Below are 16,338 nucleotides of genomic sequence, written 5' to 3' on the forward strand. Positions count from 1 at the left end.
GTCGCGTCGCCCGGGGTACTCGAAACGCCCGGGCTCCATTCAAGCCAAGGAACCCGAGATGAGTATTGCCGCCAATGCAGGACGCCTTCCCGACGAGAACACCCTGACCCACCTGCCGCGCCTGGTGGCGCGCTACTACAGCGATCGCCCCGACCCCAGCGATCCGGGTCAGCAGGTCGCCTTCGGCACCTCCGGGCACCGCGGTTCCTCGCTCAAGGGCAGCTTCAACGAGTGGCACATTCTCGCCATCACCCAGGCCATCTGCGAATACCGCAAGGCCCAGGGCGTCGATGGCCCGCTGTTCATGGGCATGGACACCCACGCGCTGTCCGAACCGGCCTTCATCTCCGCCTTGGAAGTGCTCGCCGCCAACGGCGTGGAGGTCCGTATCGACGCCGGCTGCGCCGAGACCCACGGCGAACCGGGCTATACCCCTACCCCGGCACTGTCCAACGCCATCCTCGAATACAACGCCGGCCGCAGCTCGGGCCTGGCCGACGGCATCGTCATCACCCCGTCGCACAATCCGCCGGCCGATGGCGGCTTCAAGTACAACCCCACCAATGGCGGCCCGGCCGACACCAACGTCACCAAGAGTATCCAGGACCGCGCCAATGCCCTATTGGTGGCCGGTCTCGACGGCGTCAAGCGGATGGACTACCGCCAGGCGCTCAAGGCCGCCACCACCCACAAATTCGATTTCCTCGACAGCTACGTGAGCGGCCTGGGCCAGGTCATCGACCTGGACGCCATCCGCGGCTCCGGCCTGACCTTTGGCGTCGATCCCCTGGGCGGCGCCGGGGTGCACTACTGGCCGCGCATCGCCGAGCGCTATGGCCTGCCGCTGGAGGTGCTGTCGACCCGCGTCGACCAGACCTTCCGCTTCATGCGTCTGGACTGGGACGGCAAGATCCGCATGGACTGCAGCTCGCCCCACGCCATGGCCGGCCTGATCGAGAACAAGGACAGGTTCGACGTGTCCTTCGCCTGCGATACCGACCATGACCGCCACGGCATCGTCGCCCGCTCGGTGGGCCTGCTCAATCCCAACCACTACCTGGCGGTGGCCATCGAATACCTCTTCACCCACCGCCCGCAGTGGAGCCAGCAGGCCGGCATCGGCAAGACCCTGGTGTCCTCCTCGATGATCGACCGCGTGGCCCAGGGCATCGGCCGCCAGGTGGTGGAAGTGCCGGTAGGCTTCAAGTGGTTCGTCGACGGCCTGCTGGATGGCAGCCTGGGCTTTGGTGGCGAGGAATCCGCCGGGGCTTCCTTCCTGCGCAAGGCCGGTGGCGCCTGGTCAACCGACAAGGACGGCATCATCCTCGGCCTGCTGGCCGCGGAAATCACCGCCGTGACCGGCAAGGATCCGGGCGAGCGCTACCAGGCCCTGACCGAGCGCTTCGGCGCTCCGGTCTACCAGCGCATCGACGCCGCCGCCGACCGAGAGCAGAAGGCCCGGCTGAGCAAGCTCTCCGCCGCCCAGGTCACCGCCAAGGAGCTGGCCGGCCAGCCGATCACCGCCATCCTCACCGAGGCCCCCGGCAACGGCGCCGCCATCGGTGGCCTCAAGGTGGTCACCGAGAACGGCTGGTTCGCCGCTCGCCCCTCCGGTACCGAGGACGTCTACAAGATCTACGCCGAGAGCTTCGAGGGCGAAGCCCACCTGGGGCGTATCCAGGAAGAAGCCAAGGCGCTGGTGGACGGCGTGCTGCGCGGGTAACGGCGCTCCCCTCACCCCAACCCTCTCCCGAAGGGAGAGGGAGCTGGAAGCGGATCGGAGTGGGGCTAGAGATTCCGCCTCCAACATGAAAAAGGGCAGCCACGGGGCTGCCCTTTTTCATGACGACGCCAGGATCAGTTGATCTTGGTGCCGTGCGCCTGCTGGTCGGCGTGGTAGGACGAACGTACCAGGGGACCGGAGGCGACGTTCTTGAAGCCCATCTTGGCGCCTTCCTCGGCGTACCAAGCGAAGGTATCCGGGTGGACGAAGCGCTGCACCGGCAGGTGGTTGCGCGAGGGCTGCAGGTACTGGCCGAGGGTCAGCATGTCGATCTCGTGCTCGCGCATGCGCTGCATGACCTCGATGACTTCCTCGTCGGTCTCGCCCAGGCCCAGCATCAGACCGGACTTGGTCGGCACATGGGGCACGCGCTTCTTGAAGTTCTGCAGCAGGTCCAGCGACCACTCGAAGTCCGAACCCGGGCGCGCGGCCTTGTACAGGCGCGGGACGGTCTCCAGGTTGTGGTTGAAGACATCCGGCGGCTCCTGCTCGGTGATGGCCAGAGCGACATCCATGCGACCGCGATAGTCCGGCACCAGGGTCTCCAGCTGGATGCCGGGGGTCAGCTTGCGGATCTCGCGCAGGCAGTCGACGAAGTGCTGGGCACCGCCGTCACGCAGGTCGTCGCGGTCCACCGAGGTGATCACCACGTACTTCAGACCCAGGTCGGCGATGGCCACCGCCAGGTTCTTCGGCTCGTCCACGTCCAGCGGCTTCGGCCGACCGTGGCCGACGTCGCAGAAGGGGCAGCGACGGGTGCAGATGTCACCCATGATCATGAAGGTGGCGGTGCCACCGGAGAAGCACTCGCCCAAGTTGGGGCAGGACGCCTCTTCGCAGACACTGTGCAGCTTGTGCTTGCGCAGCAGCTGCTTGATGCGCTCGACCTCGGGGGTGACCGGGATGCGCACGCGGATCCAGTCCGGCTTGCGCGGCAGCTCTTCGGTGGGAATGATCTTTACCGGGATGCGCGCGACCTTTTCGGCGCCGCGCAACTTGACGCCGGCTTCCACCTTGTTGGGGCGGGCGGGCGGGGTAAGGGTCTGGACGCTGTCTTGTACTGTAGTGGTCATGTCAATCCGATTCCAGGGTGATCGGTTCGGGGTAGCCCAGGCGCAGACTCAGGTGACGCACCAGAGACTCGCGGACCTCGTCGAAAGCTAGTGGCCCGGTCACCAGATCGCGGAGCTGGGTCATGGCCAGGCCGGCATAACCGCAGGGGTTGATCCGGCGGAAGGGTGCCAGATCCATGTCAACGTTGAGCGCCAGGCCGTGGAAGGACCGGCCATTGCGGATGCGCAGCCCGAGGGAGGCGATCTTGGCGCCGTCCACGTAGACACCCGGCGCATCGGCTCGGGCCGCGGCCTGCACGCCCCAGTCGGCGAGCAGCGCGATCAGGCTGTCTTCCATGGCGCTGACCAATTCTCGCACGCCCAGGCCCTTGCGGCGAACATCCAGCAGCACATAGGCGATGAGCTGACCGGGACCATGGTACGTGACCTGGCCGCCGCGATCGACCTGCACCACCGGAATGTCGCCCACGGCGAGCAGGTGCTCGGGCTTGCCGGCCTGGCCCTGGGTGAAGACCGCGGGGTGCTGCAGCAGCCAGAGTTCGTCGGGAGTGGCCGGGCCGCGTTCATCGGTGAAGCGGCGCATGGCCTCCAGGGTCGCCTCGTAGGGCCTCAGGCCCCAGCGGCGCACGCCCAGGCTGGCCGGGGCGGGAGTGGTCATCAGATCACCATGTGCACGCGGCCGGTGGCGCGCAGGTCCTGGTGGATGGCCTGCAGCTGGTCCACGCCGGTGGCGGTGATGAGCACCTGCACGGAGAGGAAGCGGCCGTTGCGACTGTCGCGGGTCACCAGGGTGCCGCGATCCAGATCCGGGGCATGGCGCTGGACGGTGTCGAGCACCAGCTCGGCGAAATCGGCACCGGCGTCGCCGATCACCTTGATCGGATAGCGCGGGCAGGGAAATTCGATCTTGGGGGGTTTAACGTCTTCGGTCATGCGGACTTCCAGGCCGAGCTCTGTCGGCAGGGGGTGAAAGGCCCGCAGATGCGGGCCTTTCCAGGGTGACGGATCAGTTGAACAATCCGTAGAAGAACAGGCGAATGCTATCCCACAGGCGACGGAAGAGGCCACCCTCCTCGACCGGCTGCAGCGCGACCAGGTCGGCGGTGTGCACCACCTTGTCATCCAGCTTCACCTCGACCTTGCCGATCACCTGGCCCTGGGCGATGGGCGCGATCAGCTGCGGGTTGAGCACCATCTCGGCGTGCAGCTTCTTGGCCTGACCGCGCGGCAGGGTCATGGTCAGGTCGTTGGCCAGACCGGCCTGGACTTCGCGGCTGTCACCCTTCCATACCGGCGCCTTGGCCAGCTCGGTGCCCTTCTTGTAGAAGGACTGGGTCTCGAAGAAGCGGAAACCGTAGGTCAGCAGCTTCTGGGTCTCGGCGGCGCGGGCCTGTTCGCTGTTGGTGCCGAAGACCACGGCGACCAGACGCATGCCGTCGCGCACGGCCGAGGCCACCAGGCAGTAGCCGGCTTCGTCGGTGTGGCCGGTCTTCAGGCCGTCGACGGTCTTGTCGCGCCACAGCAAGAGGTTGCGGTTGGGCTGCTTGATGTTGTTCCAGAAGAATTCCTTCTGGGAGTAGATAGCGTAGTGCTGGGCATCGGCATTGATGATGGCGCGCGCCAGGATGGCCATGTCGTGGGCCGAGGAATAGTGATTCGGATCCGGCAGGCCGGTGGCGTCCATGAAGTGGGTGTTCTGCATGCCCAGCTTCTGCGCGGTGGTGTTCATCATGTCGGCGAAGGCGTCTTCGCTGCCGGCGATGTGCTCGGCCAAGGCGACGCTGGCGTCGTTGCCGGACTGGATGATGATGCCGTGCAGCAGGTCACCGACCGACACCTGGGTGCCGACCTTGATGAACATCCGCGAACCGCCGGTACGCCAGGCGTGCTCGCTGACGGTGACCATGTCCGATTCCTTGATGCGACCCCGGTTGATTTCCAGGGTGGCGATGTAGGCGGTCATCAGCTTGGTCAGGCTGGCCGGCGGCAGGCGCTGGTCGGAGTTGGATTCGGTGAGCACGGCGCCGCTGTTGGCATCCATGAGAATCCAGGCCTTGGCGGCCAGCTGGGGCGCCGCCGGAACCATTGTCTCGGCCGCCCAGACGGCCGGGACACAGGCGATCGTTACTAGGAGGAGCAGGCGTCGAGCGAGTTTTGCGATTGTCATCCGAATCTCTGAAAGGTTGGGGTATGGCAGGAGCAGCGGACCCAGACCGCACGGTCCACGGCGATCCGCGCGAGGCGGATCACGACGGCTGGGGCCGGCGACTGGGCGTCATGAAGCATCCCTGCTTCAATCCGGTTGCACGAGAGACGCCTGACCCAGGCGGGCCACGCGTACGCTGTTCTGGAGCTGGGAGACCTCAGCCGGCTGGACCGGTCCGAGGCGGACCCGATGCAAGGTCTGCTGGTTGCGCACCGTCGAACTGATGAACACCGGGGCACCGGTCAGGTCGCTGAGCTTGTCCTTGAGCAATTCCGCAGCGTCCGGATTGGCGAAGGCCGCCACCTGCAGATAGAGCCCAGCGGCTGGGACAGAAACGTTTTTTTTTGCGTCGACGGCCGCGGGCGTCACCGGCTCGGCGTGCTGGTTGACCGGTGGCGTATAGGTCTCGATGGCGCCGAAGGTCTGGGTCTCGGTGGTCTTCTGGGCCACCGGCGCCTGGCGCGGCTGGGCCAGCACCATGGGCACCGCCTGGCCGCGCTGGGCCCAGTACTGCTGCGGATCTATGCCTTCGACGCTGACCCGGGCGGTGCCGATCTCGGCGTAGCCGAGCTTCTTGGCCGCGGCAAAGGACAGGTCGATGACCCGGTCGGAATAGAAGGGGCCACGGTCGTTGACGCGCAGGATCACGCTGCGGCCGTTGTCCAGGTTGGTGACCCGCACGTAGCTGGGCAGCGGCAGGGTCTTGTGCGCCGCGGTCATGCCATAGAGGTCGTAGGTCTCGCCGTTGGCGGTGGCCTGACCATGGAACTTGGTGCCGTACCAGGACGCGGTGCCGGTCACGCGGTAGTTGCGCGAATCGGTCAGCGGAAAATAGGTCTTGCCCAGCACGGTGTAGGGATTGTTCTTCAGCGGCCCGTTGTAGGGCATGGGCACGGCGTCGGGAATGCGGCTGACGTCCACGTCCCACCAGGGCGCGCCGTCACGGTGCGGACGCAGGTAGCCGCCTGGTCCGGCCACGCCCTTGCTGGTCGGCTTGGGCGCCTGGCTGGAACAGCTCACCAGCAGCAGGCCGAGGCCCAGGCAACCGGCCAGGCGCGCCAGGGCAGTCAGGCGCATCACGGCTTGGCACCCTCGGCGGCATGGCGCTCGGCGATGGCATTGGCCAGATCGGTCACCGCCATGGCGTACATGACGCTGCGGTTGTATCGGGTAATGGCGTAGAAATTGGGCAGGCCCATCCAGTACTCCGGTCCCTTGTCTCCGTCGAGGCGGAACGAGGTTACACGCAAATCGTCACGCAGGGCAGGGTCTTGGGCGTTCCAGCCCAGGGCGCGCAACTCGGCGACGCTCTTGACCGGCTCGATGCCGGCCACCACGCCCTCCTCCACCCGCTCGCCGCTGACCTGGGCGCGAATGGCGGTGGGACCGCGCCCGGACCAGCCGTGGCGCTTGAAGTAGTTGGCCACGCTGCCGATGGCGTCGGTGGGATCGGACCAGATGTTGATGTGGCCGTCGCCGTCGAAGTCCACCGCATAGGCGCGGAAGCTGCCCGGCATGAATTGCGGCAGGCCCATGGCGCCGGCATAGGAACCGGTCAGGCTGAGCGGATCGACCTGCTGTTCGCGGGCGAGCAGCAGGAATTCGCGCAGCTGGCTACGGAAGAAGGGCGCGCGCGGCGGATAGTCGAAGGCCAGGGTCGAGAGCGCATCCAGAACCCGGTAGTTGCCGGTGTTGCGGCCGTAGAAGGTTTCCACGCCGATGATGGCGACGATGAACTGGGCCGGCACGTCGTATTCGCGCTCGGCGCGGGCCAGGGCCTCTTCGTGGGCCTTCCAGAAATCGACGCCCTGGGCGATGCGCCGATCGGTGATGAAGATGGGGCGATATTCGCTCCAGGGCTTGACCCGCTCGGCCGGTCGCGAGATGGCGTCGAGGATGGCCTGCTTGCGCTCGACCTCGCCGAACAGCGCCTGCAGCTGTTCCGGGGCGAAGCCATAGCTCTGACTCATCTCGGCGATGAAGTCGCGCGTCAGCGGTGCCGCGTCGTAGTCACCCGCGACGACGGCGGTCGTCACGCCCATCGCACCCGCGAGCCCGAGGCTCAGCAGGCAGCGACGCATCCATCCCATTGTCGGCATCTAACCCTTCTTTGTTGCGTGTTAAACCTGGGCGATCCACTTGCGGTGCGTGTGGATCGACATCAAAACTCCGAACCCGGTGAACAAGGTGACCACCGAGGTGCCGCCATAGCTGATGAATGGCAGCGGTACGCCCACCACGGGGAGCAGGCCGCTGACCATGCCGATGTTGACGAAGACATAGACGAAGAAGGTCATGGTCACGCCGCCGGCGAGCAACTTGCCGAACAACGTCTGGGCCTGCACCGTGATGGTCAGGCCGCGACCGATGAGCAGCAGATAGAGCACCAGCAGCAGGCAGACGCCGACCATGCCGAACTCTTCGCCGAGGACGGCAATGATAAAGTCCGTGTGACTTTCCGGCAAAAAATCCAGATGAGACTGGGTACCCAGCAGCCAGCCCTTGCCGAACACCCCGCCCGAGCCGATGGCGGCCTTGGACTGGATGATGTTCCAGCCGGCGCCCAGGGGGTCCATCTCCGGGTCGAGGAAGGTCAGGATCCGGCGCTTCTGGTAGTCGTGCAGGACAAAGAACCACATGGCCACCGCCAGGGGCACCGCGGCGCTCACCGCGCCGATCAGCCAGCGCCACTGCAGGCCGCCGACGAACAGCACGAAGCCGCCCGAGGCCAGTACCAGCATGGCAGTGCCGAGGTCGGGCTGGTCGAGGATCAGCACGAAGGGCACCACCACCAGCGACAGGCTGATGACGCTGTGCTTGAAGTTGGGCGGCAGGCTGCGCTTGGACAGGTACCAGGCCATCATCATGGGCATCAGGAGCTTCATGAATTCCGACGGCTGGAAGCGGATGACCCCGGGAATGTTGATCCAGCGGGTGGCGCCCATGGCGTTGTGGCCCATGACGTCGACCACCACAAGCAGGGCCACGCCGATCACGTAGCCCAGGGGCACCCAGCGCGCCATGAAGCGCGGTTCGAGCTGGGCGACGACGGCCATGGCCACCAAGCCGAGGCCGAAGGAACTGGCCTGCTTGAACAGCAGGTCGAGATTGCGACCACCCGCGGAGTAGAGAACGAACAGGCCGGTCGCCCCCAGCATCAGCAGCAGGATCAGCAAGGGGCCGTCGATGTGCAGGCGCTGCAGCAGGGTGGCGCGCCGCTTCATCACGTCCCCTTCGGGGATGGTGCGATCGAAGTTGGGAGCAAGACTCATGGCTGCACCTTGGTCGCTGCGGCGGTCGCCCCGGCGGTAGTCGGCTTGGCGTACTCGGCCTTGAGATGGCCCTGGTCATCGAGCAGCCAGGCGTCGAGCACCTGACGCGCGACCGGGCCGGCCACGGCGCCACCCGACTCACCGTTCTCGACCATCACCGCCACGGCGATCTGCGGATTGTCCACCGGGGCGAAGGCGACGAACAGGGCGTGGTCGCGGTGGCGTTCCTTGAGCGCCGCCGAGTTGTACTTCTCGTTCTGGCGAATGGCGACCACCTGGGCGGTACCGCTCTTGCCGGCGATGCGGTACTGGGCACCGACGTTGAGCTTGTGGGCGGTGCCGCGCGGATTCTGCACCACCATTTCCATGCCGTGGATGGCCCTGTCCCAGTAGCTCGGATCCTTGAGGTCGATGTCGGGCATGGGGTTGGGGTCCGCCGGCGGCTGGCCGTCGAGGGTCTTGGCCAGGTGCGGCCGGATCCACTGGCCATGGCTGGCGATCAGCGAGGTGACCTGAGCCAGCTGCAGCGGAGTCACCTGCATGTAGCCCTGGCCGATCCCGAGGATCAGCGTCTCGCCGGGGAACCAGGCCTGGCGGCGGGTGGCGCGCTTCCACTGGCGCGACGGCATCAGCCCCGGCGCTTCCTCGAACATGTCCAGGGCGACCTTCTGGCCAAGGCCGAACTTGCCCATGTATTCGGAGAGGCGATCGATGCCGATCTTGTGGGCGAGGTCGTAGAAGTAGGTGTCGTTGGACCTCATCAGCGCCGTATCCATGTCCACGTAGCCGTCGCCGCCGTGGTTCCAGTTGCGGTACTTGTGATCGTAGTTGGGCAACTCGTAGTAGCCCGGGTCGAAGACCCTGGCCTGGGGCGTGGTGGCGCCGGTGTCGAGACCGGCGATGGCCACCGCCGGCTTGATGGTCGAACCGGGCGGATAGAGGCCGCGCAGCACCCGGTTGTAGAGCGGGCGATCGATGGAGTCGCGCAGCTCGGAATATTCCTTGAAGCTGATCCCGGTGACGAAGGGATTCGGGTCGTAGCTCGGCTGGCTGACCATGGCCAGCACCTCGCCGGTCTTGGGCTGGATGGCGACGATGGCCCCGCGACGTCCGCCCAGGGCGGCTTCGGCGGCGGCCTGCAGCCGCGAGTCGATGGTCAGGACGATGTCCTTGCCCGGCTTGGGGTCGGTGCGATTGAGCACCCGCAGGACCCGACCACGGGCGTTGGTCTCCACCTCTTCGTAGCCCACCTCGCCGTGCAGTTCGGGCTCGTAGAAGCGCTCCACGCCGGTCTTGCCGATGTGGTGGGTGCCGCTGTAGTTGACCGGATCCAGGCGCTTGAGCTCCTGTTCGTTGATCCGCCCGACATAGCCCACCGAATGGGCGAAGTGCTCGCCCATGGGATAGTGCCGCACCAGCTGCGCCGTCACCTCGACCCCGGGCAGGCGGAACTGGTTGACGGCGATCTTGGCGATCTGCTCTTCGGTCAGCTCGAACAGCACAGGCACCGGCTCGAACGGCCGCCGCCCCTGCTTCATGCGCTTTTCGAACAGCTCGCGGTCTTCCTCGGTCAGCCCCAGCACCTGCACCAGGGTATCGAGGGTCTGCCGCCAGTTGTCGGCCCGCTCCCGGGTGATGGTCAGGCTGAAGCTGGGGCGGTTGTCGGCGACGATGATGCCGTTGCGGTCGTAGATCAGGCCGCGGGCGGGCGGGATCGGCTGGACATGGACCCGGTTGTTTTCCGACAGGGTCGAGTGGTAGTCGTGTTGGATGACCTGCAGGTAGTACATGCGCGCCACCAGTACGCAGGCGAGCACGAGAAAGAGCACCGCCCCGACGGTCACGCGGGCGCGGACGAGCTGGGCGTCTTTCTCGTGGTCCTTGAGGCGTATGGGTTGCGACATCGCAGGTACGGACTACTTGTGATACGGATGGCCGGCCAGTACGGTCCAGGCGCGATAGAGCTGCTCACCGACGAGGATGCGCACCAGCGGATGCGGCAGGGTCAGCGGCGAGAGCGACCAGCGCTGTTCGCTGCGCGCCTGCACCTCGGGAGCGAGACCCTCGGGACCGCCGACCATGAGGTTGACGGTCCGGGCTTCCAGGCGCCACTGCTGGAGTGTTTCAGCCAGTTGCTCGGTGCTCCAGGGCTTGCCGGTGACCTCCAGGGTCACCACGCGCTCGCCCGGCTGCACCTTGGCCAGCATGGCCTCACCCTCCTGGCGGATCAGCCGGGCGACGTCGGCGTTCTTGCCCCGGGTCTGCAGCGGGATCTCGACGAGTTCCAGCGGCAGTTCCGGCGGCAGACGCTTGACGTACTCGTGCCAGCCCTCTTCGACCCAGCGCGGCATGCGCGAGCCGACGGCGATGAGACGCAGGCGCACCGGGCTTATTCGCCGTGGGCGGCGCGGCTCTGCTCGGCACCGCGCCAGAGGCGCTCGAGGTCATAGAACTCGCGGGTGGTCGGCAGCATCACGTGGACGACCACGTCGCCCAGGTCCAGCAGCGCCCATTCGCCGCCTTCCAGGCCTTCGCTGCCCAGCGGGCGCACGCCCTGCTGCTTGACCTTTTCCAGCACGTTGTCGGCCAGCGACTTGACGTGGCGGCTGGAAGTGCCGCTGGCGATGACCATGATGTCGGTCACGCTGGTCTTTTCCCGCACGTCCAGGGAGATGATGTCCTGGGCTTTCATGTCTTCCAGGGCGGCGATGGCCACCTGGACGAGTTGTTCGCTTTGCATGGTGTAGCTCTTACCTCGGTTCGGAGGACGCCGGATAGAGGCCGTGCGTCCGGATGTAGTCAAGCACGGCATCGGGCACCAGGAAGCGGATGGACTTCCCGGTGGCCAAGAGGCCGCGGATCTGGGTGGCGGACACCGCAAGCGGGTTCTGCCAGATAAAGGTGATCTGCCCGCCCGGCCCCTTGAGGGCCTGGGGATCGGGCTGACTGCGCGCCGCCAGGAAATCGCGCAATTCCTGGCAGGGCTCGCTGTCGGCGTCGGGTCGTTGCAGGACCAGGATGTGGCACAGCTCCAGCAACTCGCGCCAGCGGTGCCAACTCGGCAGGCCGCAGAAGGCGTCCCAGCCCAGCATGAGCAACAGCTGCACCTCATCGCCGAGTTCGGCGCGCAGGCTTTCCAGGGTCTCTATGGTATAGGAGTGGCGCGTCCGGCGCAGTTCCCGGTCATCGACCACCAGGGTCGCGACGTCGGCCACCGCCAGGCGCACCATCGCCAGGCGATCCTCGGCGGAGACGCTGGGCGCCTCGCGATGGGGCGGCCGGGCGCTGGGGATCAGCCGCAGTTCGTCCAGCGCCAGGGCCTCGGCCACCTCGAGCGCCGCGCGCAGGTGACCGATGTGCACGGGATCGAAGGTACCGCCGAACAAGCCGATGCGGGTGGGCAGGCTGCTCATCAGCTGCGGACGTGACCGTCGCCGAAGACCACGTATTTCTCGCTGGTCAGTCCTTCCAGGCCCACCGGCCCGCGGGCGTGCAGCTTGTCGGTGGAGATGCCGATTTCGGCGCCCAGGCCGTATTCGAAGCCGTCGGCGAAGCAGGTCGGGGCGTTGACCATGACCGAACTGGAATCCACTTCGGCCAGGAAGCGGCGCGAGCGACCGAGGCTCTCCGTCACGATCGCATCGGTGTGATGGGAACCGTAGTGGTTGATGTGCTCGATGGCCTGGTCCAGACCCTCGACGATGCGAATCGACAGAATGGGCGCGAGATACTCGGTAGACCAGTCGGCCTCGGTGGCGGGCACGGCCTGGATCAGATCGCGCGTACGCTCGCAGCCCCTAAGTTCCACGCCCTTTTCCTCGAAGCGGCGCGCCATAGCCGGCAGGAAGGCCTCGGCCACCTGGGCATCGACCAGCAGCGTTTCCATGGCACCACAGATGCCATAGCGGTAGCACTTGGCGTTGAAGGCGATGGACTCAGCCTTGGCGAGATCCGCAGCCGCGTCGACATAGACATGGCAGATACCGTCGAGGTGCTTGATCACCGGGACGCGGGCATCGCTGCTGATACGTTCGATCAGATTCTTGCCACCGCGCGGCACGATGACGTCGACGAACTCGGGCATGGTGATCAGGGCGCCGACGGCAGCCCGGTCGGTGGTTTCCACCACCTGGACCGCAGCGGCGGGCAAGCCGACCTTGGCCAAGCCTTGCTGAATGCAGGCGGCGATGGCGCGATTGGAGCGAATGGCTTCTGAACCACCGCGCAGAATGGTGGCATTGCCCGACTTCAGGCAGAGACTGGCCGCGTCGATCGTCACGTTGGGCCGGGATTCATAGATGATGCCGATGACCCCGAGCGGCACGCGCATCTTGCCGATCTGGATCCCGGACGGCCGGGCACTCAGGTCTCGAACGGCACCCACCGGATCGGGCAAGGCGGCGACCTGCTTGAGGCCGTTGATCATCGCGTCGATACGCGCCGGCGTCAGCGTCAGTCGATCCAGCAACGCCGATTCGAGCCCCGCAGCCGTGGCGGCCGCGACATCCTCGGCGTTGGCCGCGATCAACCCTTCACGATCGGCGCCCAAGGCGTCGGCAATGGCGGTCAGCGCCAGGTTCTTCTGGCCAGTGGACGTACGCGCGAGGACCCGCGACGCGGCACGGGCAGCCTGGCCAAGACGGGTCATGTAGGCGGAGACGGACTCGGTCATGGTCGGCGGCCTGCGAAAGACGGTGGGAAAGCCGCAGAGTATAGCGTCGCCGGGCCCTGCGCGGCCAGCGCCGAGGGGCCTGGCGATGGCATTCGCCTGCTCGATTTGGTTGACTCGCCACGGCCTGTCGGGAATCATCCGCGGCTGTATTTGCCGTTCAGCTTGCGTTCAGCTATTCACTTATAGCCGAAATCGTCCCCAGCTCTGCGCCAGGTGCTGCAGCGACGCCTACCAGTCTTCACGGAAAGAACCATGCCCAAGCACCTCACCTTGTCCCTTGGTCTGCTCGCCCTGCTGATTCATGCCGACGCGACCTGGGCCGCCGCTGCCGACGCCGCGCCGAGCGCGGCCGCCGTCCAGGCCCTGGAAGCCCAGCTGAAGAAGACGCCCCAGGATCCGGACGCCCTGGGCAAGCTGGGCAGTGCCCGCCTGGCGCAGCAGCGCTGGACCGATGCCGAGCAGTTGCTGACCCAGGCCGTGCAGAAAGGCGGCAAGACCTGGCAGCCGGCGCTGGACGAGGCGCGCTACCACCACCTGCTGGAACGCGCCCATGCCGCCGAGAACAAGCGCGAGCTGGACCAGGCGCGGGATCTCAGCGTGGAAGCCATCCGCCTGAAGCCCGAAGCGGTCGAGGCGCAGCTGTTCCTGGCCGGTATCCAGAGCCAGAAGCGCCAATGGGAACTGGCCGAGGCCACCTACCGCCAGGTGCTGATGCGCGAGCCGGCCAACGTCGACGCCTACTACGGACGCATCGCCGCGCTCAACGAGCTGGGCCGCACCGAGGAAGCCCTGCAACTCACCAAGAATCTACAGCCGAGCGCCAAGAATCAGGTCAAGGGCCTGGATCGCCTGCGCGCCGGCCAGGCCATGCAGGAAGCCGAAGCCGCCGAGGCGCGGGGCGATCTGCAGGGTGCCTCGCGCCTGCTGGAACAGGCGCGCCAGGAGTCCCCGGAGGATCCCTGGCTGCGCCTGGCCCAGGCTCGCCTGGAGGTCCGCCAGGGCCGGCCGCGCGCCGCCCGCGACCTGGTGGACAGTCTGGTCAAGGATGGCGCCCAGCGTCCCGAGGTGCTCTATGCCAGCGCCCTGCTGTCCAACGAGCTGGGCGAATACCCGCGCGCCATGCAGACCCTGATGCGTATTCCCCAGGCGCAGCGTTCGCCGGACATGAACGCCCTGGCCGCGCGCATCACCTTCAACGAACAACTGGCCGAGACCGTGGCCCTGGCCAAGCAGGGTCGCCGCGAGGAAGCGCGCAGCCTGATGCAGCGCCTGGAAGCCCGCGCCGGTCGCAATCCGGATCTGATCGGCGACCTGGCCGAGGCCTTCGCCATCGCCGGCGATCCCGAGCACGGCCTGGCCCTGCTCAAGCCGATGATCACCGGCGATACCCGCCCGGCGCCCGCCATGCAGCTGCACTACGCCAGCATCCAGCTTCAGCTGAACCAGGACCAGACCGTGGGCAACGTCCTGCGCGACCTGCAGGGCGTGGTGCTCGACAGCGGCGAGAAGCAGCAGTACGACGACCTCCTCGCCCGCTATCGCATCCGTCAGGCCGACCGCCTCACCGACCAGGGCAAGCTGGCCGCCGCCTACGACACCCTGGCCCCGGCGCTCAAGGCCCGTCCCGACGACAAGGCCGCCCAGGCCGCCCTGGCGCGCATGTACCTGGCCAGCGGCGACACCCAGAAGGCCCGCCAGCTCTATCGCGACGTGCTCAGCGACCAGCCGAAGGACGCCGAGCTCTATCTGGGCGCCGCCGAGATCGCCGCCAAGTCCCAGGACAGCGTCACCGCCCGCCAGTACCTGGACCAGGCGGTCAAGCTGGGCCAGAGCGATCCCCTGGTGCTGCGCCGCGCCGCCCTGCTCTACCGCGACATCGGCATGGCCGGTACCGCCACCGGCCTGCTGGAGCAGGTGGTCCAGGTGGAGCGCAAGGATCGCGAATCCGCGGCCCGCGCCGCCGGTGCCAGCGACAACCCCTTCGCCACCCTGCCCGGCCAGACCCGCAGCGCTGACGCCCTGGCCGCCGTTCCGGCCGCCGCGGGTGGCAACGCCGGCAGCGCCGACTACGCCTGGAGCGATCCGCTGCAGGCGCAGAAGGCCGCCAACAACCCCTTCAGCGACCTGTCCGTGGTGCCCACCAGCAGCCTGTCGAGCAGCCTGGCCACCGAGCAGATCCTCGGCCAGCTGCAGCGCGAGCGCAGCATCCGCATCACCCAGGGCCTCAGCGTACGCAGCTACGACCCCAGTGGCAGTTCGCGCCAGACCACCGTCAGCGCGCCGCTGGAGATCTCCTTCCCCGCCGGCGACCAGCGCCTGGCTGTGCGCGTCACCCCGACGCGCATCAACGACAGCAGCAGCGACGGCAGCCAGAAGGAAAACGGCGTAGCGGCGTCCATCGCCGTGGAAGACGCGGGCCGCGGGCTCAAGGGCGACATCGGCGTCTCGCCGGTGGGCCTGAGATACAGCACCGTGGTTGGCGGCGCGACCCTGGAGCGCCCGCTGAGCAGCCTCAGCGAGAACCTGCTCTATGCCCTGAGCGTATCGCGCCGTTCGGTGACCGATTCCCTGGCGTCCTACGGCGGCATCCGCGATCCACGCACCGGCCAGGAGTGGGGCGGCGTCACCGCCAACGGCGGCCTGGCGCGACTGAGATACGACGACGGTCGCTACGGCTCCTACATCTATGGCGCGGCCCATCGCCTGACCGGCCACGACGTCAAGGACAACGACCGGTTCGAGATCGGCACCGGCGTCTACTACTACCTGCGCAATGGCCCGGACAGTCTGTTCACCGTGGGCCTCTCGGCCACCGCGATCGGCTACGACAACAACCAGAACCACCTGACCTACGGCCATGGTGGCTACTTCAGCCCGCAGCGCTACTTCGCCATCGGCGTACCCCTGGTGTGGGCGCAGCGCGGCGATCTCTGGGCCTACCAGGTGCAGGGCATGCTGGGCGTGCAGACCATTCGCCAGGACGCCGCGGATCGCTATCCGGACAACGCCGCCCTGCAGGCGGCCGCGGAAGCCGCGGGCCAAGGCCAGTACGGCAGCAAGAGCAAGACCGGCGTGGCCTACAGCCTCTCCGTCAATGGCGAATACCGCCTCAGCGGGCAATTCGCCCTGGGCGGTCGCCTGGGCCTGGACAACGCCCAGGATGAGCGCGACGTCAACGGCAACCTCTATCTGCGCTACTTCTTCGAAGAGCAGGAAGGCCGACCGCAACTCTCGCGGCCGCAGCCCTACCGCTCGCGCAACGAGGAATAAGCAAAAGGCCCGCACGCGCGGGCTTTTTTCTAGCCGCCGCACCCTGCCCAGCGCCGCCGAAA

General features: G+C 67.0%; 14 protein-coding genes. 2 read left to right on the top strand and 12 right to left on the bottom strand.

Going from position 1 to position 16,338, the window contains the following annotated elements:
* Positions 1–58 precede the first annotated feature (58 nt).
* Positions 59–1,723: a phosphoglucomutase (alpha-D-glucose-1,6-bisphosphate-dependent) gene (pgm, locus tag PSK12I2_RS0102700; protein WP_027597197.1), complete on the top strand. Its 1,665-nt coding sequence runs from the start codon at positions 59–61 to the stop codon at positions 1,721–1,723.
* A gap of 134 nt (positions 1,724–1,857) precedes the next feature.
* Here the strand turns inward: pgm and lipA are convergent, their stop codons facing one another.
* The 12 genes from lipA to PSK12I2_RS0102760 all read right to left on the bottom strand — a co-directional run bounded on the left by lipA (position 1,858) and on the right by PSK12I2_RS0102760 (position 13,006).
* Complete coding sequence (gene lipA / locus PSK12I2_RS0102705; RefSeq protein ID WP_017642509.1) at positions 1,858–2,856, bottom strand: lipoyl synthase; 999 nt, start codon at positions 2,854–2,856, stop codon at positions 1,858–1,860.
* A gap of 1 nt (position 2,857) precedes the next feature.
* Positions 2,858–3,514 (bottom strand): lipoyl(octanoyl) transferase LipB, encoded by a 657-nt coding sequence (gene lipB / locus PSK12I2_RS0102710; protein ID WP_007159661.1) that lies wholly within the window; start codon positions 3,512–3,514, stop codon positions 2,858–2,860.
* The gene (locus PSK12I2_RS0102715) at positions 3,514–3,789 is read right to left on the bottom strand and encodes a DUF493 domain-containing protein (RefSeq protein WP_007159662.1); all 276 of its coding nucleotides are present in this window, start codon (positions 3,787–3,789) and stop codon (positions 3,514–3,516) included. The genes lipB and PSK12I2_RS0102715 overlap by 1 nt, the downstream gene beginning before the upstream one ends.
* 73 nt (positions 3,790–3,862) lie before the next feature.
* Positions 3,863–5,023, bottom strand: coding sequence for a D-alanyl-D-alanine carboxypeptidase family protein (locus tag PSK12I2_RS0102720; protein WP_007159663.1), 1,161 nt, complete (start codon positions 5,021–5,023; stop codon positions 3,863–3,865).
* Positions 5,024–5,149: 126 nt separating this feature from the next.
* Positions 5,150–6,139: a septal ring lytic transglycosylase RlpA family protein gene (locus PSK12I2_RS0102725; RefSeq protein ID WP_037007194.1), complete on the bottom strand. Its 990-nt coding sequence runs from the start codon at positions 6,137–6,139 to the stop codon at positions 5,150–5,152.
* Entirely contained in the window at positions 6,139–7,161 is a 1,023-nt protein-coding gene (mltB, locus tag PSK12I2_RS0102730) for a lytic murein transglycosylase B (RefSeq protein WP_027597199.1), read from the bottom strand. Before mltB ends, PSK12I2_RS0102725 begins: the two co-directional genes overlap by 1 nt.
* A gap of 21 nt (positions 7,162–7,182) precedes the next feature.
* A complete protein-coding gene (rodA, locus tag PSK12I2_RS0102735) occupies positions 7,183–8,286 on the bottom strand; it encodes a rod shape-determining protein RodA (protein WP_085982634.1) in 1,104 nt (367 codons plus the stop codon).
* 44 nt (positions 8,287–8,330) lie between these two features.
* Positions 8,331–10,238: a penicillin-binding protein 2 gene (gene mrdA, locus PSK12I2_RS0102740; RefSeq protein ID WP_027597201.1), complete on the bottom strand. Its 1,908-nt coding sequence runs from the start codon at positions 10,236–10,238 to the stop codon at positions 8,331–8,333.
* Between the two features lie 12 nt (positions 10,239–10,250).
* Positions 10,251–10,718 (bottom strand): 23S rRNA (pseudouridine(1915)-N(3))-methyltransferase RlmH, encoded by a 468-nt coding sequence (rlmH, locus tag PSK12I2_RS0102745; protein ID WP_007159668.1) that lies wholly within the window; start codon positions 10,716–10,718, stop codon positions 10,251–10,253.
* A 5-nt stretch (positions 10,719–10,723) separates the two neighbouring features.
* Positions 10,724–11,074, bottom strand: a complete 351-nt coding sequence (gene rsfS, locus PSK12I2_RS0102750; RefSeq protein ID WP_007159669.1) for a ribosome silencing factor — start codon at positions 11,072–11,074, stop codon at positions 10,724–10,726.
* A gap of 10 nt (positions 11,075–11,084) precedes the next feature.
* The gene (gene nadD, locus PSK12I2_RS0102755) at positions 11,085–11,747 is read right to left on the bottom strand and encodes a nicotinate-nucleotide adenylyltransferase (RefSeq protein ID WP_027597202.1); all 663 of its coding nucleotides are present in this window, start codon (positions 11,745–11,747) and stop codon (positions 11,085–11,087) included.
* Positions 11,747–13,006, bottom strand: a complete 1,260-nt coding sequence (locus PSK12I2_RS0102760) for a glutamate-5-semialdehyde dehydrogenase (RefSeq protein WP_027597203.1) — start codon at positions 13,004–13,006, stop codon at positions 11,747–11,749. The genes nadD and PSK12I2_RS0102760 overlap by 1 nt, the downstream gene beginning before the upstream one ends.
* Positions 13,007–13,258: 252 nt before the next feature.
* Between PSK12I2_RS0102760 and PSK12I2_RS0102765 the strand changes: the two genes are divergently transcribed.
* Positions 13,259–16,276 (top strand): cellulose biosynthesis protein BcsC, encoded by a 3,018-nt coding sequence (locus tag PSK12I2_RS0102765; protein ID WP_027597204.1) that lies wholly within the window; start codon positions 13,259–13,261, stop codon positions 16,274–16,276.
* Positions 16,277–16,338: the final 62 nt, after the last annotated feature.

It is taken from the genome of Pseudomonas sp. MOIL14HWK12:I2, assembly GCF_000510745.1.
Taxonomy (GTDB): Bacteria; Pseudomonadota; Gammaproteobacteria; order Pseudomonadales; family Pseudomonadaceae; genus Chryseomonas; species Chryseomonas oryzihabitans.